This is a genomic window from Hydrogenophaga sp. UC242_53 (assembly GCF_042696965.1).
In the GTDB taxonomy this organism is placed as follows: Bacteria; Pseudomonadota; Gammaproteobacteria; order Burkholderiales; family Burkholderiaceae_C; genus Hydrogenophaga.
The window spans coordinates 3,141,751-3,164,516 of sequence record NZ_CP170552.1; the positions used below are offsets into that span (position 1 = coordinate 3,141,751).

General features: G+C 69.1%; 13 protein-coding genes and 7 pseudogenes. 14 read left to right on the forward strand and 6 right to left on the reverse strand.

The features are described 5' to 3' along the window. Positions 1-327: 327 nt before the first annotated feature. From ACFJI0_RS15810 to ACFJI0_RS15860, 11 genes and pseudogenes are all read left to right on the forward strand, one after another. Positions 328-669: an ABC transporter permease subunit gene (locus ACFJI0_RS15810; RefSeq protein WP_382325679.1), complete on the forward strand. Its 342-nt coding sequence runs from the start codon at positions 328-330 to the stop codon at positions 667-669. A gap of 2 nt (positions 670-671) precedes the next feature. Beyond that, entirely contained in the window at positions 672-1,775 is a 1,104-nt protein-coding gene (locus tag ACFJI0_RS15815) for an amino acid ABC transporter permease (protein WP_382325681.1), read from the forward strand. A gap of 12 nt (positions 1,776-1,787) precedes the next feature. Beyond that, positions 1,788-2,531, forward strand: a complete 744-nt coding sequence (locus ACFJI0_RS15820) for an amino acid ABC transporter ATP-binding protein (protein WP_382321012.1) — start codon at positions 1,788-1,790, stop codon at positions 2,529-2,531. Positions 2,532-2,572: 41 nt separating this feature from the next. After that, complete coding sequence (locus ACFJI0_RS15825) at positions 2,573-3,646, forward strand: glycerophosphodiester phosphodiesterase (RefSeq protein WP_382321014.1); 1,074 nt, start codon at positions 2,573-2,575, stop codon at positions 3,644-3,646. A gap of 41 nt (positions 3,647-3,687) precedes the next feature. Then, the gene (locus tag ACFJI0_RS15830) at positions 3,688-4,077 is read left to right on the forward strand and encodes a hypothetical protein (RefSeq protein ID WP_382321016.1); all 390 of its coding nucleotides are present in this window, start codon (positions 3,688-3,690) and stop codon (positions 4,075-4,077) included. An 80-nt stretch (positions 4,078-4,157) separates the two neighbouring features. Then, entirely contained in the window at positions 4,158-5,534 is a 1,377-nt protein-coding gene (locus tag ACFJI0_RS15835; protein ID WP_382321017.1) for a hypothetical protein, read from the forward strand. 1 nt (position 5,535) lies between these two features. Next, positions 5,536-6,945 carry a multicopper oxidase family protein gene (locus ACFJI0_RS15840; protein WP_382321019.1) on the forward strand — a complete coding sequence of 470 codons (1,410 nt, stop codon included), beginning with the start codon at positions 5,536-5,538 and terminating at the stop codon, positions 6,943-6,945. A 23-nt stretch (positions 6,946-6,968) separates the two neighbouring features. Then, positions 6,969-7,487, forward strand: coding sequence for a plastocyanin/azurin family copper-binding protein (locus tag ACFJI0_RS15845; RefSeq protein ID WP_382321021.1), 519 nt, complete (start codon positions 6,969-6,971; stop codon positions 7,485-7,487). A gap of 23 nt (positions 7,488-7,510) precedes the next feature. After that, positions 7,511-7,963: pseudogene (locus tag ACFJI0_RS15850) on the forward strand (DUF411 domain-containing protein); the annotation flags it as partial. A 132-nt stretch (positions 7,964-8,095) separates the two neighbouring features. Beyond that, positions 8,096-8,245, forward strand: a pseudogene (locus tag ACFJI0_RS15855) (copper-binding protein); the annotation flags it as partial. Between the two features lie 112 nt (positions 8,246-8,357). Beyond that, positions 8,358-9,944 carry a methyl-accepting chemotaxis protein gene (locus ACFJI0_RS15860; protein WP_382321024.1) on the forward strand — a complete coding sequence of 529 codons (1,587 nt, stop codon included), beginning with the start codon at positions 8,358-8,360 and terminating at the stop codon, positions 9,942-9,944. Between the two features lie 7 nt (positions 9,945-9,951). Here the strand turns inward: ACFJI0_RS15860 and ACFJI0_RS15865 are convergent, their stop codons facing one another. Continuing rightward, positions 9,952-10,917: a Bug family tripartite tricarboxylate transporter substrate binding protein gene (locus ACFJI0_RS15865; protein WP_382321026.1), complete on the reverse strand. Its 966-nt coding sequence runs from the start codon at positions 10,915-10,917 to the stop codon at positions 9,952-9,954. A gap of 170 nt (positions 10,918-11,087) precedes the next feature. Here ACFJI0_RS15865 and ACFJI0_RS15870 point away from each other — a divergent pair. Then, positions 11,088-12,417 (forward strand): annotated as a pseudogene (locus tag ACFJI0_RS15870) (TAXI family TRAP transporter solute-binding subunit). Positions 12,418-12,427: 10 nt separating this feature from the next. On the opposite strand, the gene ACFJI0_RS15875 reads toward ACFJI0_RS15870, so the two are convergent. From ACFJI0_RS15875 to ettA, 4 genes and pseudogenes are all read right to left on the reverse strand, one after another. Continuing rightward, positions 12,428-13,504 carry a DUF1631 family protein gene (locus ACFJI0_RS15875; protein WP_382325683.1) on the reverse strand — a complete coding sequence of 359 codons (1,077 nt, stop codon included), beginning with the start codon at positions 13,502-13,504 and terminating at the stop codon, positions 12,428-12,430. Further along, positions 13,503-14,543, reverse strand: a pseudogene (locus ACFJI0_RS15880) (DUF1631 family protein); the annotation flags it as partial. The gene ACFJI0_RS15875 and the pseudogene ACFJI0_RS15880, both read right to left, overlap by 2 nt. 109 nt (positions 14,544-14,652) lie before the next feature. Beyond that, entirely contained in the window at positions 14,653-15,207 is a 555-nt protein-coding gene (locus ACFJI0_RS15885) for a DUF1415 domain-containing protein (RefSeq protein ID WP_382321028.1), read from the reverse strand. Between the two features lie 117 nt (positions 15,208-15,324). Then, a complete protein-coding gene (ettA, locus tag ACFJI0_RS15890; RefSeq protein ID WP_291121668.1) occupies positions 15,325-16,986 on the reverse strand; it encodes an energy-dependent translational throttle protein EttA in 1,662 nt (553 codons plus the stop codon). 307 nt (positions 16,987-17,293) lie between these two features. Here ettA and ACFJI0_RS15895 point away from each other — a divergent pair. Both ACFJI0_RS15895 and ACFJI0_RS15900 read left to right on the forward strand, forming a co-directional pair. Beyond that, a pseudogene (locus ACFJI0_RS15895) lies at positions 17,294-19,076 on the forward strand (DEAD/DEAH box helicase). A gap of 107 nt (positions 19,077-19,183) precedes the next feature. Next, a pseudogene (locus ACFJI0_RS15900) lies at positions 19,184-20,186 on the forward strand (endonuclease/exonuclease/phosphatase family protein). Here the strand turns inward: ACFJI0_RS15900 and cphA are convergent. After that, positions 20,175-22,764: pseudogene (gene cphA, locus ACFJI0_RS15905) on the reverse strand (cyanophycin synthetase). The pseudogenes ACFJI0_RS15900 and cphA overlap by 12 nt on opposite strands. Between the last annotated feature and the right edge of the window lie 2 nt (positions 22,765-22,766).

The following is a 22,766-nucleotide window of genomic DNA, read 5'->3' on the forward strand; positions in this document are numbered from 1 at the left end:
GCGGTTTCTCGTTCCCGTTTCCCTCGGCTGGCGTGGGCCAGGTGCTGGCGGGCGTGGGCCTGGGCCTGGTGGCGGCCTGGGCGTGGCGGCAGGGCGTGCAGAAGCGCTTCGAGCGCACCGGCCAGAACGCCGACCGCGTTTGGGCGCCGATCGCGCTCATCGCGGTCTTCGCGCTGGTGGGTTGGCTGGTGGCCGGCATGCCGCGCGAATGGAACATCCCCGAGCAGCTGGCCTTCATGGTCGATGGCGGCGTGAGCGCCACGCCCGAGTTCATGGCCGATCCTGATCGGCCTGGTGATCTACACCTCGGCCTTCGTCGCCGAGGTGGTGCGCGGCGGCATCCAGTCGGTCAGCCGCGGGCAGGACGAAGCGGCGGCCGCGCTCGGCCTGAACCCGAAGCAGAAGATGAACCTGGTGATCCTGCCGCAGGCCATGCGCGTGATCATCCCGCCGCTGACCAACCAGTACCTCAACCTCACCAAGAACTCCTCGCTCGCGGTGGCGGTGGGCTACCCGGACGTGGTCTCGATCGCGAACACCACCATCAACCAGAGCGGGCGCGCGGTGGAGTGCATCGCCATCATCATGCTGGTCTACCTGACCACTTCGCTGTCCACCTCGGCCTTCATGAACTGGTACAACCAGCGCGGGCGCATCCAGGAGCGCTGAGCATGGCCGACACCTATGTGCCCATCGCGCCCCGCCCCTCGCCGGTCAGGACCACCGGCTTCGTGCCCTGGGCGCGGCGCAACCTGTTCGCCGACTGGCGCAGCACCCTCACCACGCTGTTCGTCGGCGCGCTCATCGTCTACCTGCTGCCCGGGCTGACCCAATGGGCGCTCCTTCGGGCCGTCTACATCAACGACGCGGACGCCTGCCAGGCCGCGCGCGGCATCGGCGCGTGCTGGGGCGTGGTGACTGAGAAGTACCGCATCATCCTGTTCGGCCGCTACCCCTACGACGAGCAATGGCGACCGCTGATCGCCACCGCCGTCATGCTCGGCGGCCTGGTGCTCAGCTGCATGCGCGCCTTCTGGAAGCCCTGGCTGCCGCTGCTCTGGCTCGGCGTGCTGGTGGTGTTCTTCACGCTCATGCGCGGCGGCGTGCTGGGCCTGAGCCCGGTGCGCACCGACCTCTGGGGCGGCCTGCCGCTCACGGTGATGCTGGCCACGCTCTCGCTCTTCATGGCCTTCCCGCTCTCCATCGTGGTGGCCCTGGGCCGGCGCAGCCAGCTGCCGGCGATCCGCTCGGCCTGCATCGTCTACATCGAGCTCATCCGCGGCGTGCCGCTGATCTCGGTGCTGTTCATGGCCTCGTTCATGTTCCCGCTGTTCATGCCGCAGGGCGTGACGCTGGACGTGCTGGTGCGCGTGATCGTGGGCATCACCCTGTTCGCGGCGGCCTACATGGCCGAGATCATCCGCGGCGGCCTGCAGGCCATCCCCAAGGGCCAGCTGGAAGCGGCCGACACGCTGGGCCTGTCGTACTGGCAGACGCAGCGCAAGATCGTGCTGCCGCAGGCCCTGGCCATGGTGGTGCCGAGCATGATGAACAACTTCATCTCGGTGTTCAAGGACACCTCGCTGGTCACCATCGTCTCGCTCTACGAGCTCACCGGCGCGCTGGCGCTCGCGCTGAACTCCGACGTGAACTGGCGGCCCTTCAAGATCGAGGCCTACCTGTTCATCACCCTGGTGTATTTCACGTTCTGTTTCTCGATGTCGCGCTACAGCCTGTGGGTCGAAAAACAGCTCAGCGCCAGCAAGGCCCGTTGAAAGAAAACACACATGTCCGATTCCATCATCCGATTCGACAAGGTCAACAAGTGGTACGGCAACGACTTCCACGTGCTGCGCGACATCGACCTGGACGTGGCCCGGGGCGAACGCATCGTGATCTGCGGGCCCTCGGGCTCGGGCAAGTCCACGCTGATCCGCTGCATCAACCGGCTCGAGGAACACCAGCAGGGGCAGCTCACGGTGGACGGCATCGAGTTGACCGACGACATCAAGGCGATCGACCGCGTGCGCAAGAACGTGGGCATGGTGTTCCAGCAGTTCAACCTGTTCCCGCACCTGAGCGTGCTGGAGAACCTCACGCTCTCGCCCATGTGGGTCGGCAAGCTGCCGAAAAAGGAGGCGGAAGAAAAGGCGATGCAGCAGCTGCAGCGCGTGCGCATCGCCGAGCAGGCCCACAAGTTCCCGCTGCAGCTCTCGGGTGCGCAGCAGCAGCGCGTGGCGATCGCGCGCGCGCTGTGCCTCACGCCCAAGATCATGCTGTTCGACGAGCCCACCTCGGCGCTCGACCCGGAGATGATCAAGGAAGTGCTCGACGTGATGATCGAGCTGGCCAACCAAGGCATCACCATGATCTGCGTGACGCACGAGATGGGCTTCGCCAAGGCAGTGGCCGACCGCGTGATCTTCATGGACCAGGGCCAGATCGTCGAGCAGAACACGCCGACCGAATTCTTCAACCACCCGCAGAACGAACGCAGCCGCGATTTCCTGTCCAAAATCCTCGGTCATTGAGCTGTCTTGCATCGGACATGGGAGGCTGTCAGACTGCCCCCATGAACGAACCCACCCCGCAGGGCGTGCAACGCCTGACCTGGATCCGCTGGAGCTGCACCACCGCCCTGGGCCTGTCGCTGTGGTGCGCGAGCGCCGCGCTCGCATTCGACGTGCAGGGCCATCGCGGCGCGCGCGGCCTCGCTCCCGAAAACACCCTGGCGGCCTTCGAGCGCGCGCTGGCCGTGGGCGTGAGCACGCTCGAACTCGATGTGGTGCTCAGCGCCGAGGGCGTGCCGGTGATCTCGCACGACATCGCCCCCAACCCCGACCTCACGCGCGACGCCGACGGCCGCTGGCTGCAGGCGCGCGGCCAGCCCTTCCACCGCCTCACGCTGGCCGAGATCGGCGCCTGGGACGTGGGCCGCATCAACCCGGCCAGCCGCTACGCGCGCGATTTCGCCGAGCAGCAGGCGCAGGACGGCCAGCGCATCCCGACCCTGGCCGCGCTGTTCGAGCGCGTGCGCCAGCTGGGCGCCCACCAGGTGCGCTTCAACATCGAACTCAAGATCAACCCCAGCCGCCCGGAAGAATCCCCCCACCCCGACACCTTCGTGCGCGCGGTGCTGGCGGTCATCAAGGCCCATGGCATGAGCCAGCGCGTGAGCCTGCAGAGCTTCGACTGGCGCATCCAGAAGGTGCGCAGCCAGCTCGCGCCCGGCATGCCGCTGTCCTACCTGTCGTCGCGCAACACGCTCAAGAGCAGCGAGTGGACGGCCGGCCTGCGGCTGGCCGACTTCGAGGACGCGCCCGGCATGGTGGCCGCCGCGGGCGGCAAGCTCTGGTCGCCCAACTTCAACGACGTCGACCAGCACCTGCTGCAGCGCGCCCGCTCGCTGGAGCTGCGCGTGATCCCGTGGACGGTGAACGACACCCAGGACATGGCGCGCCTGATCGACTGGGGGGTGGACGGCATCATCACCGACTACCCCGACCGCCTGCGCGCGGTGATGCAGGCGCGCGGCATGACCCTGCCGCCGCAGGTGGCGGTGCGCGCGGCCAAGGCCCCCGCGCCGGTGGAAGAGATCCTCCCCTCGCCACCCCCGCGCTTCGGCGTCGCGCCGCAGTTGCCCTGACCTCGGGAACCAAATCGGCCCGCGCCGTATCATTCCAGTCCATGCGCCACCTGTTGCTCGCCCTCATGATCGCCCTGCTGCCGATTCGCGGCTGGATGGGCGACGCCATGGCGCTGTCGATGCTGGTCGCGCCGGCGCAGGCCACCATGCACCACCCCGCCGCGGCCGGCACCGACCACGCCATGCCTGCCGGGCACGCCCAGGGCCATGACCAGGGCGCCGCCGGCATGACCGAGCACGGTGCCGACATGCAGGCCGACGGCGGCGGCGAACACACGCACAAGAGCTGCGAGGTCTGCAACGGCCCGGCGATGGCGCTCTCGGTGCCCGCCGTGCCCACCCTGTCCCCACGGCACGGCCTGCTCGCGCCACCGGCCGAGCGCTTCGTCAGCTCCGAGCCGCACCAAGGCATCAAGCCACCCATTTCCTGAGCGCACACACCCGAGGTGCGTCCGCCGCCGCCCGATGAGGGCGCGCGATGGGCGCTGGTTTGTGTTTTCAGGAGATTTCCATGACCCTTTTCTGGCGAACGTCGCCACCTGGGCCCACCCGCGCGCGGGCCGGCCTCTTCATCGGCTGTGCCCTGGCCCTCGCGTCGGCCCATGCGCAGTCTTCCGACGCCCTCGGCGCGGCCGACCCGGCCCGCCCCGTCACCGCACCGCCCCTGGTGCTCCCGCCCACCGGCAACGCCGAGCTGCCCGCGCTACCGACCGACATCGCCGCGGCGCGCGCGATCTGGCAACGCGCCAACCAGCGCGTGGCCGAGTTTCCGCGCGGCCACGCCGACCTGCTGCGCTGGGAATCGGCCCAGCCCGGTGAAGCCCGCGCCGAGCCCCGGCGCGGGCCGACCCTGGACCTCACGCAGGCGCTGCGGCTCTCGCTGCGGCACCGGCCGGAGCTCTTCACCCACGCCGACATGAACCCCCTGGCTCAACGCCAGGTGGCCGTGGCCTATGCGGCGCACGTGCGGGACGTGCAGCGCGCCTGGATCGACGCCGTGACCGCGCGCCAGAGCGAGCGCCTGCTCGCCGAGGTGCTGGACGCCACGCGCACCGGCAGCGAGCTGGGCCGGCGCATGGTGGTGGCGGGCAACTGGAGCCAGGCCCGGCAGATGCGCGAGCAACTGATCGAGGCCAGCGCCTGGCAGGCCAGCGTGAACGCGCGCGGCACCACCCTGGCCGCGCAGGAGCGGCTGGCCCGCCTGCTGGGCCTGTGGGACGCGCAGGCCGTGGCGCAACTCGGCGAGCAGCTGCCCACCAGCCTGCCGGAGTTGCCCGCGAAAGCCTCGCCCGGCGAGGGCGTGAGCGAGGCCGCGCTGGAAGCCGCCGTGCTGCGCGGTCACCCGACGCTGGCACAGAGCCGGCTGCTGGCCGGGCGCGACATCGCCCCACCGTCACCCGCGCGCCGACAGGCCTGGAACGAGGCGGTGGATGCCGCGCTCGACACCGTCACCGGCGCGGACTCGGCGCCACCCCGCATCGACAACCTGAGCCTGCTGCGCGACCACACGCTGGAGCGCGCCGTGAGCGCCGAAGCGGCCTTGCTGCGCCAGGCGGCCGAGCGGCGCTCCATGGCGCGCCAGGCCTGGACCGCGCTGCAGGTGCGCCATGCGAGCGCCCAGCACGCGCAGACCGTGGTGGCGCAACTGCAGACCGCCCTGGAGCAGGACACCCAGCTGCGCTACAACGGCATGCTGCAAAGCACCTGGGAGCTGCTGGCCAGCGCACGCGAGCGCATGGGCGCGCTCGATGCCGCGCTGCAGGCGCGCCGTGGCTACTGGCTCGCGCAGGCCGACTGGCAGGCCCTGCTCGCCGGCGCCGACTACGCCGGCCCCGACACCCCCTCCTCTTCATCCGGCAATGGCACGGCCGCCGCCGCAGGACACTGACATGACCCCCTCCCTCAACCGACGACATTTTTTTGCCGGCGCGGCCGCCACGGCGGTCGCCGCCACCAGTGTGAGCCGCGTGGCGCTCGCCGCCCTGCCCGAAGCCGTGCAGCAGACCTCGGCCGACACCGCCGCGCCGTGGACGCCGCCGGGCGTGACCGGTGCGGGCCGGCCCTACAACCCGGTGGTCACGCTCAACGGCTGGACCCTGCCCTGGCGCCTGAACAAGGGCGTGAAGGAGTTCCACCTGGTGGCCGAACCCGTGGTGCGCGAGGTGGCACCCGGCTTCATGGTCAACATGTGGGGCTACAACGGCCAGAGCCCGGGGCCGACCATCGAGGTGGTGGAAGGCGACCGCGTGCGCCTCTACGTCACCAACCGACTGCCGGAACACACCACCATCCACTGGCACGGCCAGCGCCTGCCCAATGGCATGGACGGGGTGGGCGGCCTGAACCAGCCCGCCATCCCGGCAGGCAAGACCTTCGTCTACGAGTTCACCGCGCGCCGACCCGGCACCTTCATGTACCACCCGCACGCCGACGAGATGGTGCAGATGGCCATGGGCATGATGGGCTTCTGGGTCACGCACCCCAGGCAAAAGCATCCCTTGATTGAAGACGTGCAGCGCGACTACTGCTTCCTGCTCAACGCCTTCGATGTCGAGCCCGGCAGCATGACGCCGCAGGTCAACACCATGCTGGAGCAGAACATCTGGGCCTGGAACAGCCGCGTGTTCCCCGCCATCACGCCGCTGGTGGCGCGCCTGGGCGAGCGGGTGCGCGTGCGCGTGGGCAACCTCACCATGACCAACCACCCGATCCACATCCACGGCATCGAGTTCGAGGTGAGCGGCACGGACGGCGGCCCCACGCCCAAGGGATCGCGCTGGCCCGAGGTGACGACCGACGTGGCCGTGGGCCAGATGCGGCAGATCGAGTTCGTGGCCGACGAGCCGGGCGACTGGGCCATGCACTGCCACAAGAGCCACCACACCATGGGGGCCATGGGCCACAGCGTGCCGACCATGATCGGCGCCGACCACCGAGGCCTGGTCAAACCCTTGCAGCGCGCCTCGCCCGACTACATGGTGATGGGCGAGCGCGGCATGGCCGACATGGGCGAGATGCAGATGGAGCTGCCCGCCAATACCTTCCCCATGATGACCGGCACCGGCCCCTACGGCCCGATCGAGATGGGCGGCATGTTCACCACCTTCAAGGTGCGCGCCGATCAGAAGGCCGGCGACTACAGCGATCCGGGACCCTACGCCATGCCGCCGGGCACCCAGGCCCGCCTGGTCGAGACCGGCGCGGCACCCGCGGCCGCGCGCCCGACCCCTTCTGCATCCTCACCCGCCAGCGCCACCGTGCGCAAACCCGCCGCCGACGCGGGCCACCACCAACACTGATTCCATTTTTGAAAGGACACACCATGAACACGACGAACACCACCACCCGCCGCCAGTTCCAGCTCGGCCTGCTCGCCCTGCCCTGGGCCCTGTCCCTGCCCGCCGCGCACGCGCACGGCGACCAGCACGGCAAAGCCGCCAGCACGGTGGTCAAGGAGCAGAAGCCCTGGGGCATCGCGGGCGAACCCGGCGCCGCCACGCGCACGATCGACATCCGCATGACCGACGACATGAAGCTCAGCCCCAACCACTTGGAGGTGCGCGAGGGCGAGACGCTGCGCCTGCGCGCCATCAACAAGGGCAAGGTGATGCACGAGATCGTGCTCGGCACGGGCGCGGACCTGCGGGCCCATGCCGAGATGATGAAGAAACACCCCGGCATGGCACACGACGAGCCTTACATGGCGCACGTGCCCGCCGGCAAGACCGGCGACATCGTCTGGACCTTCAACCGCCCCGGCGATTTCGAGTTCGCCTGCTTGATCGCCGGCCATTTCGAAGCCGGCATGCGTGGCACCATCCGCGTCAAGCCCAAGGCCTGATGCCCACCCTTCAGGAGCACCCCATGCAACGACGACACCTGCTCAGCGCCGCGATCGGCCTGTCCCTGGCGGCCAGCGGCGCCTTCGCCCAGACGCCCGCCACCCCTGCGCTGCAGGTCTGGAAAGACCCCAACTGCGGCTGCTGCAAAGACTGGGTCGAGCTCATGCGCGCCGACGGCTTCCAGGTCCAGGTCTTCGACACCGGCAACACCGCCGTGCGCCAGCGCCTGGGCCTGCCCGCCAAGTACGGCTCGTGCCACACCGCCCTGGTCGGTGGCTACGTGGTCGAAGGCCATGTGGCGGCCAGCGAGATCCGCCGCCTGCTTGCCGAGAAACCCGACGCGATCGGCCTGGCCGTGCCCGGCATGCCGGTGGGCAGCCCGGGCATGGACGGCCCGGTGTACGGCGATCGGCGCGACGCCTACGACGTGCTGCTGGTGCAGCGCGACGGCAGCTCGCGCGTGTTCCAGCGCCACGCGGGCGCGGCCACCGGCGGCTTCAAACCGACCTCGGGCGATGCGGCGGCCGGCGCGCTGCCGGCCAGCGAGGCCGAGGTGCGCAAGGTCGACACCGCCGCCGGCAAGATCACGCTCAAGCACGGCGAGATCAGGAACCTGGACATGCCGCCCATGACCATGGTCTTCCAGGCGCGCGACCCGGCCCTGCTGGGCAAGGTGAAGGCCGGCGACAAGGTGCGCTTCACGGCGGACAAGGTCAACGGCGCCTACACCGTGATGAGCCTCGAACCGGCGCCCTGAGCCGGCGGGGGTGGCTGGTCCGCGGTTTGATCTGCGTCAAACCGCGGCCAGTCTGGGCCGGCTGCTGCGTTTTTTCCCTTCGGTTTCGGCCGCAATGGCCGATGACCATCCCATGCGCAACAACCTGCCCGTCACCCACAACGAATACGTGATCCCCGAAGGGGTCACGCTGGTGTCCACCACCGACCTGCAAAGCCGCATCACCTACTGCAACCCGGCCTTCGTGGCCGTGAGCGGTTTCGATCGCGAAGAACTCCTGGGGCAGCCGCACAACATCGTGCGCCACCCCGACATGCCCACCGAGGCCTTCCGGGACATGTGGGCCACCCTGGCCAGCGGCTCGCCGTGGTCGGCGCTGGTGAAAAACCGGCGCAAGAACGGCGACCACTACTGGGTGGAAGCCAACGCCACCCCGGTGCTGGAAAACGGCCGGACCGTGGGCTACATGTCGGTGCGCACCGCGCCCAGCCGCGACAAGGTGCAGCAGGCCGAAGCGCTCTATGCCCGCATGCAGGCCGAAGGCCAGGACGGGCGCGCCACCCTCTCGCTGCGGCAAGGGCAGGTGGTGCAGGGCGGCTGGCTCGGCCGGCTGCAGGACATCACCCGGCTCACGCTGGGCAAACGCATCGCGCTGTGCTCGGTGGGCATGGCGGCGGCGGGCCTGGTCATGGGCGAACTCGCCGCCCCCTTCGGCGCCCTGGCGCACCTCGGTGCCGGCGTGGCCCTGCTCGCCGTGGCCTCGGTGGCCGCGCTCCTGCTGCGCCAGCAGATGCTCACGCCCCTGCAACGGGCGGTGGCCTTTGCCAACCAGATGGCCGCGGGGGATCTCTCCGCGCGCATCCAGGGCCACGCCAATGGCGAATTCGGCGAACTCACGAAGGCCCTGAACCAGCTCAATGTGAACCTGCAGGCCGTCGTGGCCGACGTGCGCCACGAGGTCGAGGGTGTGCAGGTGGCCTCCAGCCAGATCGCCGCCGGCAACCAGGACCTGTCCTCGCGCACCGAGTCGCAGGCCAGCAGCCTGGAGCAGACCGCCGCTTCGGTGGAAGAACTCAGCAGCACGGTGCAGCAGAGCGCGAACGCCTCGCGCGAGGCCTCGGTGCTGTCGCAGCGCTCGGCCAGCGTGGCGCGCGAAGGCAACGATGCCATGGCGCGCGTGATCCACACCATGGACGACATCAGCCGCTCGTCCAAGCGCATCGGCGAAATCATCGGCGTGATCGACGGCATCGCCTTCCAGACCAACATCCTGGCCCTGAACGCGGCGGTGGAAGCGGCGCGCGCGGGTGAACAGGGCCGGGGTTTCGCGGTGGTGGCCGGCGAGGTGCGCAGCCTGGCCCAGCGCACCATGACCGCCTCCAGGGAAATCAAGGCGCTGATCGACGAGTCGACGGGCCAGGTGACCGCCGGCAGCGAGCTGGTGCACAGCACCGGCAAGACCATGACCGAGGTGGTGCAGTCGGTCGAACAGGTCAACGGCCTGATCGCCGACATCACCCACGCCACGCAGGAACAGGCCCTGGGCCTGGGCCAGATCAACCATGCCGTGGGCCAGCTCGACGCGGTGACCCAGCAGAACTCGGCCATGGTCGAGCAACTCGCCGCCGCCGCGGGCTCCCTGCAGGCCCAGGCCCAGGTGATGAACGACGCGGTGCGCGTCTTCCGCCTGCAGCAGCGCGCGGGCGCCGTGCGGGCCTGAGCGGCCTTCAGTTCGCGCTCAGGTCGATCTTCGCAGCCACGGCCTCGAAGGCCTTGAGTTCGCCGGCGAGCTTGGCGGCGAACTGCGCCGGCGTCACCGGCTGGGCCGCGACGTTGCCCTGCTTGGCCAGGGCGTCGCGGAACTCGGGCGTCTGGATGATCGCGTTGATGTCGGCGTTGATCTTCGCCACGATCGCGGGCGGCGTACCGGCCGGCGCGAGCACGCCGTGCCAGGTGCCGATGGTGAAGTCGGCGATGCCGGCTTCGGCGAAAGTGGGCACGTCCTTGAGGTGAGGGAAGCGCTGGCTGGACGTGACCGCGAGCGGGCGCAGCTTGCCCGCCGTGACGAAGGCCGTGATCGAGCCAGGCGACGGGAACGACATGTCGACCACGCCACCCACCAGGTCGGTCATGCCCGGTGCCGCGCCTTTGTAGGGCACGTGCAGCATGTCGGTGCCGGTGCGCAACTTGAAGATCTCGCCGGCCAGGTGCGGAATGCCCCCGACGCCCTGCGAGGCGTAGCTGAAGGACTTCTGCTTCGCGCGCAGGGCGGCGACCAGCTGGCCCACGTTCTGGTAGGGCGAAGCGGCGTTCACCACCAGCACGTTGGGCACATCGACGGTGAGCGCGATGGGTGCGAACGACTTTTCGACGTCGTAGCGCAGGCCCTTGACCACGAACTTGTTGAGCGTGTGGCTGGTGGCCGTGACCAGCAGGGTGTAGCCATCGGGCTTGGCATGGGCCACCGCCGCCGCGGCGATGGTGCCATTGGCACCGGCGCGGTTCTCCACGATCACCGACTGCCCCCACTGCGCGGCCAGCGCCTGGCCCACCAGGCGGGCCGACTGGTCGATCGCGCCACCGGCGGCGTAGCCCACCACCAGGGTCACGTTGCGGTTCGGGAAATCCTGCTGCGCGTGCGCGGCACCGCAGGCGAGGATCGCGGCGAATGCGCCGCAGGCGAGGGTCTTCATGGTGTCTCCGTTGGAATCTGCTGCGCCACAGGCAGCGATGGAGCCCATCGTAGGAAGCGCGTTCCAGGGCGTCAAAGCGAGATTGGGCGGATTCCGCCAGGAGAAAAGCGGACACCGGCCGAACATCCTGTCACAGCAGGCGCAGGGGGTCGGCATGCTAATGTCGCGCCATGCCCAAGACCCTGCGATACACCCTGCTCTCCCTGCGCGAGATGCTGCTGTCTGCCGGCCCGTTCGCCATCCTCACGGTCGCCCTGCTCTGTTTCACCTACTGGTGGCTCAAGCCCAACCCGCCGGACCGCGTGGTGCTGGCCACCGGGCCCGCGCAAAGCGCCTACGAAGCCTTCGGCAAACGCTACGCCGAGGCGCTCGCGCGCAACGGCATCACGGTCGAGCTGCTGCCCTCCGAAGGTTCGTCCGCCAACCTGGAGCTGCTGCGCACCGGCCAGGCCGACCTGGGTTTCGTGCAGGGCGGCACGGCCGACATCGGCTACGACGACGAAGATTCCATCACCTCCCTGGGCAGCCTGTTCGTGGAACCGCTCTGGCTGTTCTACCGGGAGGACGCCGCCAAGCGCCTGCGCAAGTCGCCTACCGTGAGCAAGCTCTCCGAACTCAAGGGCTGGCGCGTGAACGTGGGCACGCCGGGCAGCGGCGTGCCGCGCCTGTTCTCCACGCTGCTGGACGTGAACCGCCTCAACGCCTCCGAGATGACGCTCAGCCAGCTGGAGCAGACACCCGCCACGGTGGCCTTTCTCAACGGCGAGCTCGATGCCGTGGTGTTCGCCTCGGCGCCCGAATCGCTGATGGTGCAGATGCTGCTGCAGACGCCCGGCGTGCGCCTGCTGGACTTCGCGCAAAGCGAGGCCTACTCGCGCCGCTTCGGCTACCTCACCCCCGTGGTGATGCCGCAGGGCATGGTGGACCTGGCCAACAACATCCCGCCGCGCAACGTGCGCCTGGTGGCGTCCACCACCAGCCTGCTCGCGCAGGCGAACACGCACCCGGCCATCCTGCAGCTGTTCGCGCAGACCGCCATCAGCCTGCACAGCGGTGCGAGCTGGTTCAGCCGGGCGCGCGAGTACCCCAGCCTGGAGCACAGCGAGGTGCCCATCGCGCCCGAGGCGCAGCGCGCCATCAAGGGCGGCACGCAGCCCTTCCTGCAGCGCTACCTGCCGTTCTGGCTGGCGCAACCTGATCGAGCGCATGTGGCTGGCGATGGGCCTGATCATCGCGCTGGCGCTGCCGCTCTCGCGCATCGTGCCGCCGCTCTACACCTTCCGCATCCGCAAGCGCGTGTTCCGCTGGTACGCCGAACTGCGCGACGTGGAGCAGCGCAGCGAAAACAGCGACGAGAGCGCGCAGGAGCTGCTGGAGCAGCTGAACGCGATGGAGGCCAAGGTGGAAAAGGTGGTGGTGCCGCTGTCGTACACCGACGAGCTCTACGCGTTGCGCAACAACATCCACCTGGTGCGCAAGAAGCTGCTGCGCAAGGCTTGAGGGCCGTTCCTCAGGGGCCTTTTTTGTCCTGCGCCATGGCGCTGTTGAGCCAGGCCTGGCGAGCCACCTCGTCCAGGGCCTCGTCCACCACGCCGTGGTCGGCCACCACGCGCAGGCGGTCCTGTTCCAGCAGGCGTTCGAGCCCACGCTTGGTCATGGACAGCGAACGGCCGTTCGCGCCGGTGAACAGGAACAGCGTGCCGTGCGGGCTGGCCCAGGTGATCTGCCAGCGCATGGCCTGACCGTCCTGCAGCACATCGACCCAGGAGCCCACGGGCAGGTCCGAGGTGCGCTGCACCGCCATCTCGGCCTTGACCTCGGCCCAGTCGCGCTGCCGCTGCATGGGCCGGGTTTCGAGAAACGCCGGCTGGGTGGAGGTCAGCTGAGAGTCGAGCAGCACGTCGTCCATCAGGCAGGAATCGCGCGCCTCGGTGCGCTGCATCCAGGGCTCGTCGTCCATCTCCGGCTGGATGCTGGGCTGTTCTTCCTCGGGCGGCGGCTCCTGGCTGCTGCGCTGGGTCTTGTAGGCCGCCTCGTGCAGGCCCATGAGCGCCTGGAAAAACGCCTCGGTCTGCTCGCGCGGGTAGTCGATGGAGTCCAGGCCTTCGCGCAGCGTGCGCAGCACGCCGGGGATGACCTTGACCAGGCGCGGCCTGTTCAGGCTGGCCAGCGCCAGCTGGCTGGACCACAGCAGGTCGGGCAGGATGTCGCTGTAGCGCCGCGCGGGCGAGTCGACCGGCGACACGGGTGAAGACTCGGACATCTCCAGCCGCGCCTGCGCCACCACCTGCGACCAGGGGCCGGTGAGGAAGCGCCGCACCACACCCGGCGCTTTGTCGAAGTCGTTGCGCGCGCGGATCTCGGCCGCCACGCGTTCGGCCAGCAGATTGCGCTGCTCCACGCGCACCAGCGTCTGCACCGCCAGGCCACGCGCCTGAACCTGCGCGGGCGCCACGGACTCCGCTTGCGAACGGTGCAGGTCCGCGAGCAGGCTGGGGAAGCGCTCGGCAAGGTCCTCGCCCGGCTTGAGCAGGGTGCGCACGATGCCGCGCACCTGGTTGGAGAACGGGTTGTAGCCCGGGTCCATCTCGCTGGTGAAGGCCAGGCTGCGCTCGGTGATGGCGTCGAGCAGGCGGCGCGCGGGGTTCTGCTTGTCGGCGAAGAAGCGCGGCTCGCTGCGCGCCAGCTGCAGCAGCGCGGGCTTCATGTCCTGCACCAGGTTGCGCACCGGCGCGAGCAGGCGCTCGTCGGCCGCGATGCGCTTGAGCATGAGGGTGACCACCTCGCTGGCCAGCGTGCGGCCCATGACGTTGTCCGACACCGCCGTCTTGCTGTTGGACTTCTCGTTGAGGTCGAGGTTGCCGACCAGCAACTGGTGGAGATGGTCGAGCGTGAGCAGGTTGTCGTTGACCAGCACTTCCTGCACCGAGACCGCTTCGTCCCGCGGGCTGCGCCACCGCGACCGACCGGCGAGGCGCCGCGGTCTGCGTCACCACGTAACCGGCCGGCTTCACGCCCGCACGATCGAGTTGCTTGCTCAAATAGGCGTACAGGTGGCGCAGCTCGTCGCCGAGCGACATGGCGCCGACCTGCAGCCAGCGCGTGCGCACCGCGGCTTCCACATGCAGGCCCTTGAGCGCCGTCATCAGCGCGGCCACGATCACCTCGACCCGCAGGGGGTTGGCCTCGGGGTTCACGACCGTGAGACCCTGGGCGCCACTCATGCGCGAGGTCAGCGTGACCAGCTCTTCGTCCACCGCCATCTTGACGACCTGCTGCACGCGGGCGAGCTCCACGGTTTCCTGCACCTGGTCGTCGCCCATGAGTTCGAGCTCGTCGAAACTCACGGTGGGCGAGCGGCGCGAACCGGTGCCGGTGTGCGGCAGGGCGTTCTCCATCGACTCGGCGAACGCGGCGAGAAAACGGGTGGCGATCAGGTCGCGGTGCGACTCCAGCGTGGTGCGGGCCTGCAGCATGCCCTGCTTCTCGCTGAGCTGGCCGGCCGAGAGCTCGCGGTCCTTGAGGGTGCTGTGCAGCTTGCCCAGCCAGCGCGGCACCCACTCGCGGGTCTGCGCCAGGGCTTCGCGGAGGCAGGCGTCAAAGGCCTGGGTGTTGCTGGCGTCCATGCAGCCGGTATCCTTCGTGAGCGGGGAAGAAAACGGAAAGGGTTCTGCACATTATCGGCAGGAGGGTGCCGTCACCATAGCGCAAAAGTAGGCCGGAAAGGCCTGGCGTTCACCGCTCAGCCATCAATGCGCGCCAGCCATCGGCGCCCAGCTCGCGCAGGGTCTGCAAGTTGCGCTCGACGATGGCGTCGGCGTCACCGCCGGCGGTCTCGATCGCGCGCTCGACGCTGTCCTCGCGCAGCAGGTGCAGCGTGGGAAACGGCGCGCGGTTGGTGGCGTTGGTCACGTCGTCCGGCGCCGTGCCCTCGAATTGAAACAAAGGGTGAAACGGCGCCACCTGGATCACCCCTTCGAGCTCGTGCTCGGCCACCACGTCGTCCACCACGTTGAGGAAGTCGTTGAAGACCTCGAAATCGGGGAACAGCGTGGCATGCACCAGCAGGGTGGTGTCGATCTCTTCGGCCGGCGTGTTCACCAGCAGGTCGAGCTCGCGGTCGAGATCGTCCAGGAAGGCGTCCAGGTGCCGCGCCGTGCTCACCACGATGCGCACCTGGTTCTTCACGTACACCGCGCGCGCGAACGGACACAGGTTCAGGCCGATGACGGCCTTCTCGATCCAGTGGCGCGTGGCGGCAAGAACGTCTTCGGCGGTCAAAGTGGACATGTCGGGAAGAAGAGGTGGTGCTGGTCCAGAATGCCGCGGGTCCGGGTCCCCCGGCCCGCAGGCATTGCCCCCTTGAGGGGGTGACGGCCCGAGCATCGGGCCGGCGCGGGGGTGGGCTTACTTCAAGGCTTTGAAGCGCATGCGCTTGGGCTTGGCACCCTCTTCACCCAGGCGCTTCTTCTTGTCGGCTTCGTACTCCTGGTAGTTGCCGTTGAAGAACACCCACTGGCTGTCGCCTTCGGCGGCCAGAATGTGGGTGGCGATGCGGTCGAGGAACCAGCGATCGTGGCTGATGACCAGCGCGCAACCGGCGAACTCGAGCAGCGCGTCTTCGAGCGCGCGCAGGGTTTCCACGTCCAGGTCGTTCGAGGGTTCGTCCAGCAGCAGCACGTTGCCGCCCTCGGCCAGCGTCTTGGCCAGGTGCAGGCGACCGCGTTCACCGCCCGAGAGGCTGCCCACGCGCTTTTGCTGGTCGCCGCCGGAGAAGTTGAAGCGCCCGCAGTACGCGCGGCTGGGCATCTGGAACTTGCCCACGGTGATCATGTCTAGGCCGCCGGAGATGTCTTCCCACACGGTCTTGTCGCCGTCCAGGCCTTCGCGGCTCTGGTCGACGAAGGCCATCTTCACGGTCTGGCCGATCTTCACTTCGCCGGAGTCCGGCTGTTCCTTGCCGCTGATCAGCTTGAACAGCGTGGACTTGCCCGCGCCGTTGGGGCCGATGATGCCGACGATGGCGCCCGCGGGGATCTGGAAGCTCAGGTTGTCGATCAGCAGGCGGTCACCGAAGGACTTGCTGACGTTCTTGAACTCGAACACCTCGTTGCCCAGGCGCTCGGCCACGGGAATGAAGATCTCGTTGGTTTCGTTGCGCTTCTGGTACTCGACGTCGCTCAGCTCTTCGAAACGGGCCAGGCGCGCCTTGCTCTTGGCCTGGCGGCCCTTGGGGTTCTGGCGCACCCACTCCAGTTCCTTCTTCATGGCCTTGGTGCGGGCGTCTTCGGTGCGCTGCTCCTGCTCCAGGCGGGCTTCCTTCTGCTCCAGCCAGGTGGAGTAGTTGCCCTTGTAGGGAATGCCGTGGCCGCGGTCGAGTTCGAGAATCCACTCGGCCGCGTTGTCCAGGAAGTAGCGATCGTGGGTGATCGCCACCACGGTGCCGGGGAAGCGTTGCAGGAACTGCTCGAGCCAGTCCACCGATTCGGCGTCCAAGTGGTTGGTCGGTTCGTCGAGCAACAGCATGTCGGGCTTGGACAGCAGCAGGCAGCACAGCGCCACGCGGCGCTTCTCACCGCCGGAGAGCACGCCGATCTTGGCGTCCCAGGGCGGCAGGCGCAGCGCGTCGGCCGCGATTTCGAGCTGGTGTTCGCCGTCGGTGCCCGAGGTCGCGATGATGGCTTCGAGCTGCGCCTGCTCGGCGGCCAGGGCGTCGAAGTCGGCGTCTTCCTCGGCATAGGCCGCGTAGACCTCGTCCAGGCGCTTCTGCGCGGCGCGCACACCGCTCATGCTGGCCTCGACCGCCTCGCGCACGTTCTGCTCGGGGTCGAGCTGGGGTTCCTGGGGCAGGTAGCCGATGCGGATGCCCGGCATCGGGATCGCTTCGCCTTCGATCTCCTTGTCGATGCCGGCCATGATCTTGAGCAGCGTGGACTTGCCCGAACCGTTGGTGCCCAGCACGCCGATCTTGGCGCCCGGGAAGAACGAGAGCGAGATGTCCTTGAGGATCTGTCGCTTGGGCGGCACGATCTTGCCGACCCGGTTCATGGAAAAGACGTATTGAGCCATGGGAATGTTCTGCCTGAAGAATCTGCAGCCAGGACGGCCGCGCAACCCATGATTATCCCCTCAGACACCCATGGACCGCTTTTGAGCGGCGGTTGACGGCGGCAAAGCCCCGATCGTGCGACAATAGACCCTGTCGGGCACTTCAGTTGGCTCGGCGCCGGCACTTCGCCGGGGTGTGCGCAACCCGCTTGCGGCCACCGACTTCCTGAATCCATCTGCCCCAGACTGACCGGGCGCCGCAGCCAACCAGGCCGCGACATCCGGAGTGGCCGATGCCCCCAGCGCCCTGGACGGGCGCCTCATCTACATGACCTTTGACGATCTGAACCTGGCCCCGGCCATCGTGCAAGCCGTGCGCGAGCACGGTTACGAAACCCCCACCCCCATCCAGGTGGAGGCCATCCCCGCCGTGCTGGCCGGCCGCGACCTGCTCGGTGGCGCCCAGACGGGCACCGGCAAGACCGCCGCCTTCACCCTCCCGCTGCTGCAACGCCTCTCCGGCAGCGAGCGCGCCAAGAGCCGCTTTGGCGGCGTGGGCATCCGTGCCCTGGTGCTCACCCCCACCCGCGAACTCGCCGCCCAGGTCGAAGAGTCGGTGCGCGTGTACGGCAAACACCTTTCGCTGACCTCCACCGTCGTCTTCGGCGGCGTCGGCATGAACCCGCAGATCAACGCCATGAAGCGCGGCGTCGACATCCTGGTGCGCACCCCCGGCCGACTGCTCGACCTGCAGCAGCAAGGCTTCCTCGACCTCTCCACCGTGCAGATGCTGGTGCTGGACGAAGCCGACCGCATGCTCGACATGGGCTTCATCCACGACGTGAAGAAGATCCTCGCGCTGGTGCCCAAGGAAAAGCAGAGCCTGCTGTTCTCGGCCACCTTCAGCGACGAGATCCGCGACCTCGCCAGCGCCCTGCTCAAGGACCCGCTGCACATCCAGGTCACTCCTCGCAACACCACGGTGCAGCGCATCACCCAGGTGATCCACCCCGTGGGCCGAGGCAAGAAGAAGGCCCTGCTGGTCCACATCATCAACCAGCACAACTGGAGCCAGGTGCTGGTGTTCACGCGCACCAAGTTCGGCGCCAACAACGTCGCCGAGTACCTCACCAAGAACGGCATCCACGCGATGGCGCTGCACGGCAACAAGAGCCAGGGTGCCCGCACCCAGGCGCTGGCCGGCTTCAAGAGTGGCGAGATCCGCGCCCTGGTCGCGACCGACATCGCCGCGCGCGGCATCGACATCGACGAGCTGCCGCACGTCGTGAACTACGAGATCCCCAACGTCAGCGAAGACTACGTGCACCGCATCGGCCGCACCGGCCGCGCGGGCAACAGCGGCGAAGCCGTGAACCTCGTGAGCCTGGACGAAGAAGGCTTCATGATGGAGATCGAGCGCTTCACCAAGCAGCAGATCCCGGTGCAGATCTTCCCCGAGTTCATGCCAGAGCCAGGCGAGAAGGCCGAGCCCATCGCCATGGGCCGCCAGACCATCTGGGGCGGCGCGGGCAAGCCGCCCAGCCGCGAGGTGATGGCGGCGGCCGCCAAGGCCGCGCGCACCGAGATGCTGCAGCGCGTGCGCGAGAAGAAGGCCGGCGAGCCGCAAGGCCGTGGCAACGGTGGTGGCGGCCAGCGCCAGCGCCCGGCCGGTGATGGCAGCCAGGCCGATGGCCCGCGCGGTGAAAGCCGGCGTGGCAACGGTGGTGGCGCAGCGCGCCAACGGCAATGGCGGCGGTGGCAATGGCCAGCGCCAGGGCCAACGCCACGGAGGTGCGCAGCAAGGCCAGCGCCCGCCGCGCGAAGACCGCGGCTTCCGTGAAGACCGTGGTCCGCGCGAGGAGCGCGAACCTGGCGCCGAGCGCCAGCCCGGCCCCAACGCCCACCTGGGCAGCCTGCGCATCAAGGAGCCCCGCCCACGCGCGGCCAACCCCGGCGGCCAGCCCGATCCGCTGCGCACCAGCATCGATGCGATGCGCACCGGCAACCGCGGTGGCAAGGGCGGCGGCGGTCGTGGTGGCAACGGCCCGCGCAACTCCGGTGGTGGCGGCCAGGCCGACCCATTGCGCACCAACTACGGTCGCATCCGCTAAGGCGGCTTTCCCACTACAGTGCGGTCATGTCCCTTGACCGCACCACCCCCCTCGGCGCCCCGTCGGCCTCTGCTGCGCAGCGGGCGCCGGCACGTTATGCCACCCTCATGATCGCCGACCTGCAACGTGCTCAACCTGGCCCAGCCGGGCCGCCACTTCTACGAAGGGCAGGACCCTTACACCCACACCGAGTTCGAGCGCAAGGTGGGTTGGCTGGGCGATCGGTTCCGGGCCCTCAACGCCGACGTGCTGGCGGTGCAGGAGGTCTGGGACGAGGCCGCCCTGCGCACGGCGGTGGCGCGCAGCGGGCTGCAATACGGTTTCGTCGCCGTGCCCGGTGCCGAAAACAGTCCCGGCCAGATCGGCGCGCAAGGCACGCCCCGGGTGGGCATCGTGACGCGCCTGAAGGTCGATTCGCTGCAGTCGCTCAACGACTTTCCCGAAGCGGCCCGCGTGCAGGTGCCTGGCCTGGGCCTGCACACCCGCTTCGAACGCCCGCCGCTGATCGCGATGCTGCGCCTCAAGCACGGCCAGCCGGTGTGCGTGATCACCGCGCACCTCAAGAGCAAGCGGCCCAAGTTCCTGGAAGATGCCAACGGGGTGGGCATCGAAGACACGGCCGACCCGGCGGTGCAGGCGCTGGCCTCGCTGCGTTCGCTGGTCATGCGCGCCAGCGAAGCCCTGGCGCTGCGCCTGAAGGTGGTCGAGCTGCTGCACCGCACCCAGCTGCCGCTGGTGCTCATGGGCGATCTGAACGACGGCCCGCACAGCGTGACGACGCAGCTGATCGCGGCCACCTCGCAGGTGGCCTACGACAAGGGCGCGCTCGACCACGCGCTGTTCAGCGCCTGGGACGTGCAAGGCGAAGCGGCGATGCGCCGCGACGTGGCGTACTCGCACATCCACCAGGGCTACCCCGAGGTGCTGGACCAGTTGCTGGTGAGCGAGCAGTTCGTCGCGACCAGCCGGCGATCGATCGGCGATGTGCGGCGCGTGGAGGTGTTCAACGACCACCTGTTCGAGGGCCGCGACCGCAGCCGCAGCGACCACGGCTTCGTGCGGGCGCTGCTGCGGCTGCGCCTGCCCGACCTGCCCCTCTCAGCGGGCTGAGGCGCCCGCTTCGCGGATGCGCTGCGCGAGGTGCGCGAGCGCCTCTTCCACCTGGTCCACCAGCACGAGGCAGAGGTCGCCGGGTTGCAACCGCTCCAGCGCGGCGTCGATGGCCACGAATTCGCCCCGGATCTCGAACACCTCTTTCGTGCGGCTCGCCCCGGCGAGTCCCTCGCGCAGCAGCGTGAGCACCTCGCCATCTTCGCGGCCGCGCTGGCAGGCGTCCTGGAACAGCAGCACGTCGTCGAAGGCCTTGCCCAGGATCGTGGTCTGCTCGCGGATGTCTTCGTCGCGGCGGTCGCCCGCGCCGCTGATGACCACGCTGCGCCGGCGCGCGGGCATGGCGTTGACCGCCTCGACCAGGGCGCGCATCGCGTCCGGGTTGTGGCCGTAGTCGGCGATCACGGTGGCGCCGCGGTAGTCCATCACGTTGAAGCGGCCCGGCGCGTTGTCGGCGTCGTTGGAGAAGCTGGCAGACCACGCGCGATGGTGTCCCAATCCAGGCCGGCGCACCAGGCCGCGCCGATGGCCGCCATGACGTTGTCCTTCTGGAAGCCGATGGTGCCGCCGCGCGTGATGGGCACGCCCTGCAGCGGAATCTGCACGCGCCAGCTGCCTTCGGTCACGATGATGCGATCACCTTCGACGCAGAATGGTGCGCTTGCCCTGCACGCGGTGCGCGGCCAGCACGGGGTGGTCGTGGTCCTGCGCGAAGAAGACCACGCCGCCGGTGCACTTGGCGGCCATGGCCGCGACGATGGGATCGGCCGCGTTGAGCACCGCGTAACCCGTGGGCGCGACGTTCATCACGATCACGCGCTTGAGCACCGCGAGGTCTTCGACGGTGGTGATGTAGTTCAGGCCCAGGTGGTCGCCGGTGCCCACGTTGGTCACCACCGCGACCTGGCACTGATCGAAGCCGAGGCCCTCGCGCAGCATGCCGCCGCGGGCCGTTTCGAGCACGGCGGCGTCCACGTCGGGGTGCAGCAGCACGTTGCGCGCGCTCTTGGGGCCCGAGCAGTCGCCGCTGTCGATCTGGCGGCCATCGACGTACACGCCGTCCGTGTTGGTCATGCCCACGCGCATGCCGCTGGTGCGCAATGAGGTGCGCGATCAGCCGCGTGGTGGTGGTCTTGCCGTTGGTGCCGGTGACGGCGACCACGGGGATGCGCCCATCGTCGCCGGGTTCGAACATGTTGGCGATCACGGCCTCGCCGACCGGGCGGCCCTTGCCGTACGACGGCGAGAGGTGCATGCGCAGGCCGGGCGCGGCGTTGACCTCGACCACGCCACCGTGCTGCTTCTCCAGCGGCACGTGCACGTTCTCGCAGACCACGTCGACGCCGCAGATGTCCAGGCCCACCGTCTGCGCGGCGGCCACGGCGCGGGCGGCCACGTCCGGGTGCAGGTCGTCGGTGACGTCTGTCGCGGTGCCGCCGGTGCTCAGGTTGGCGTTGTTGCGCAGCACGACGCGGCGGCCCATCTCGGGCACCGACTCGGGTTTCAAACCCTGCACGTCCAGGCGCGCCAGGGCGATGTCGTCGAAGCGGATCTTGGTCAGCGAGGTGGCGTGGCCGTCGCCGCGCCGGGGGTCGGCGTTGACCAGGTCCACCAGCTCGCGCACGGTGTGCTCGCCATCGCCGATCACGTGCGGTGGCTCGCGCCGCGAGGCGGCCACCACCTTGTCGCCCACCACGAGCAGGCGGAAGTCGCTGCCCGGCAGGTATTTCTCGACCATCACGTCGCCAATCTCGGCGGCCGCGCGGAACGCGATGTCCATGTGCTCGCGCGAGACGATGTTGACCGTCACGCCCTTGCCCTGGTTGCCGTCCTGCGGCTTGACGACCACGGGCAGGCCGATCTCCATGGCGGCCGCCCAGGCGTCGTCGGCGTCGCTGACGGGCCGCCCTTCGGGCACCGGCACACCGGCGGCGCCGAGCAGGGCCTTGGTCAGGTCCTTGTCCTGGGCGATCGACTCCGAGACCGCGCTGGTGCTGTCCACCTCGGCGGCCCAGATGCGGCGCTGGCGCGAGCCCCAGCCCAGCTGCACCAGGCTGCCGGTGGTGAGGCGGCGGTAGGGAATGTTGCGCGCCACGGCGGCGTCCACGATGCAGCCGGTGCTGGGGCCCAGGCGCACGTCTTCGTCGAGCGCGCGCAGGCGGGCGATCGCTGCCTCCACGTCGTAGCTTCCGGCATCGCCCGCGCCGGCGGCGGCGAGCAGTTCGCGGGCGATGTCGAAGGCCAGCCGGCCCACCACCTCCTCGCTGTACTGCGCCACCACCTGGAACACGCCCGGCTCCAGCGTGGCCGAGGTGCGGCTGAAGGAGACCGGGCACCCCGCCTGGGCCTGCAGGGCCAGCGCGGTGGCTTCCAGCACATGGGCCAGGGTCAGATGCTCTTGCGGGTTGCTGGGCTCCAGGGGTCCCACGGAGGGGAAGAGCTCGCGCAGCCGCCGTTCGAAATCCGGCAGGGCTTGCAGGTCCATCTCGTGCGGTTCGCAGGAGACGATGGCCTCGATGCAGGTGTGGCGGCTCCAGAGATTGGGGCCGCGCAGGGTCCGGATGCGAGAAACGTCCATGA

What these genes read in the sequence shown, in the direction of transcription:
- ACFJI0_RS15815 (WP_382325681.1), top strand. Translation starts at nt 672, where the DNA reads ATGGCCGACACCTATGTGCCCATCGCGCCCCGCCCCTCGCCGGTCAGG.
- ACFJI0_RS15820 (WP_382321012.1), top strand. Translation starts at nt 1,788, where the DNA reads ATGTCCGATTCCATCATCCGATTCGACAAGGTCAACAAGTGGTACGGC.
- ACFJI0_RS15825 (WP_382321014.1), top strand. Translation starts at nt 2,573, where the DNA reads ATGAACGAACCCACCCCGCAGGGCGTGCAACGCCTGACCTGGATCCGC.
- ACFJI0_RS15830 (WP_382321016.1), top strand. Translation starts at nt 3,688, where the DNA reads ATGCGCCACCTGTTGCTCGCCCTCATGATCGCCCTGCTGCCGATTCGC.
- ACFJI0_RS15835 (WP_382321017.1), top strand. Translation starts at nt 4,158, where the DNA reads ATGACCCTTTTCTGGCGAACGTCGCCACCTGGGCCCACCCGCGCGCGG.
- ACFJI0_RS15840 (WP_382321019.1), top strand. Translation starts at nt 5,536, where the DNA reads ATGACCCCCTCCCTCAACCGACGACATTTTTTTGCCGGCGCGGCCGCC.
- ACFJI0_RS15845 (WP_382321021.1), top strand. Translation starts at nt 6,969, where the DNA reads ATGAACACGACGAACACCACCACCCGCCGCCAGTTCCAGCTCGGCCTG.
- ACFJI0_RS15860 (WP_382321024.1), top strand. Translation starts at nt 8,358, where the DNA reads ATGCGCAACAACCTGCCCGTCACCCACAACGAATACGTGATCCCCGAA.
- ACFJI0_RS15865 (WP_382321026.1), bottom strand. Translation starts at nt 10,917, where the DNA reads ATGAAGACCCTCGCCTGCGGCGCATTCGCCGCGATCCTCGCCTGCGGT.
- ACFJI0_RS15875 (WP_382325683.1), bottom strand. Translation starts at nt 13,504, where the DNA reads ATGGACCCGGGCTACAACCCGTTCTCCAACCAGGTGCGCGGCATCGTG.
- ACFJI0_RS15885 (WP_382321028.1), bottom strand. Translation starts at nt 15,207, where the DNA reads ATGTCCACTTTGACCGCCGAAGACGTTCTTGCCGCCACGCGCCACTGG.
- ettA (WP_291121668.1), bottom strand. Translation starts at nt 16,986, where the DNA reads ATGGCTCAATACGTCTTTTCCATGAACCGGGTCGGCAAGATCGTGCCG.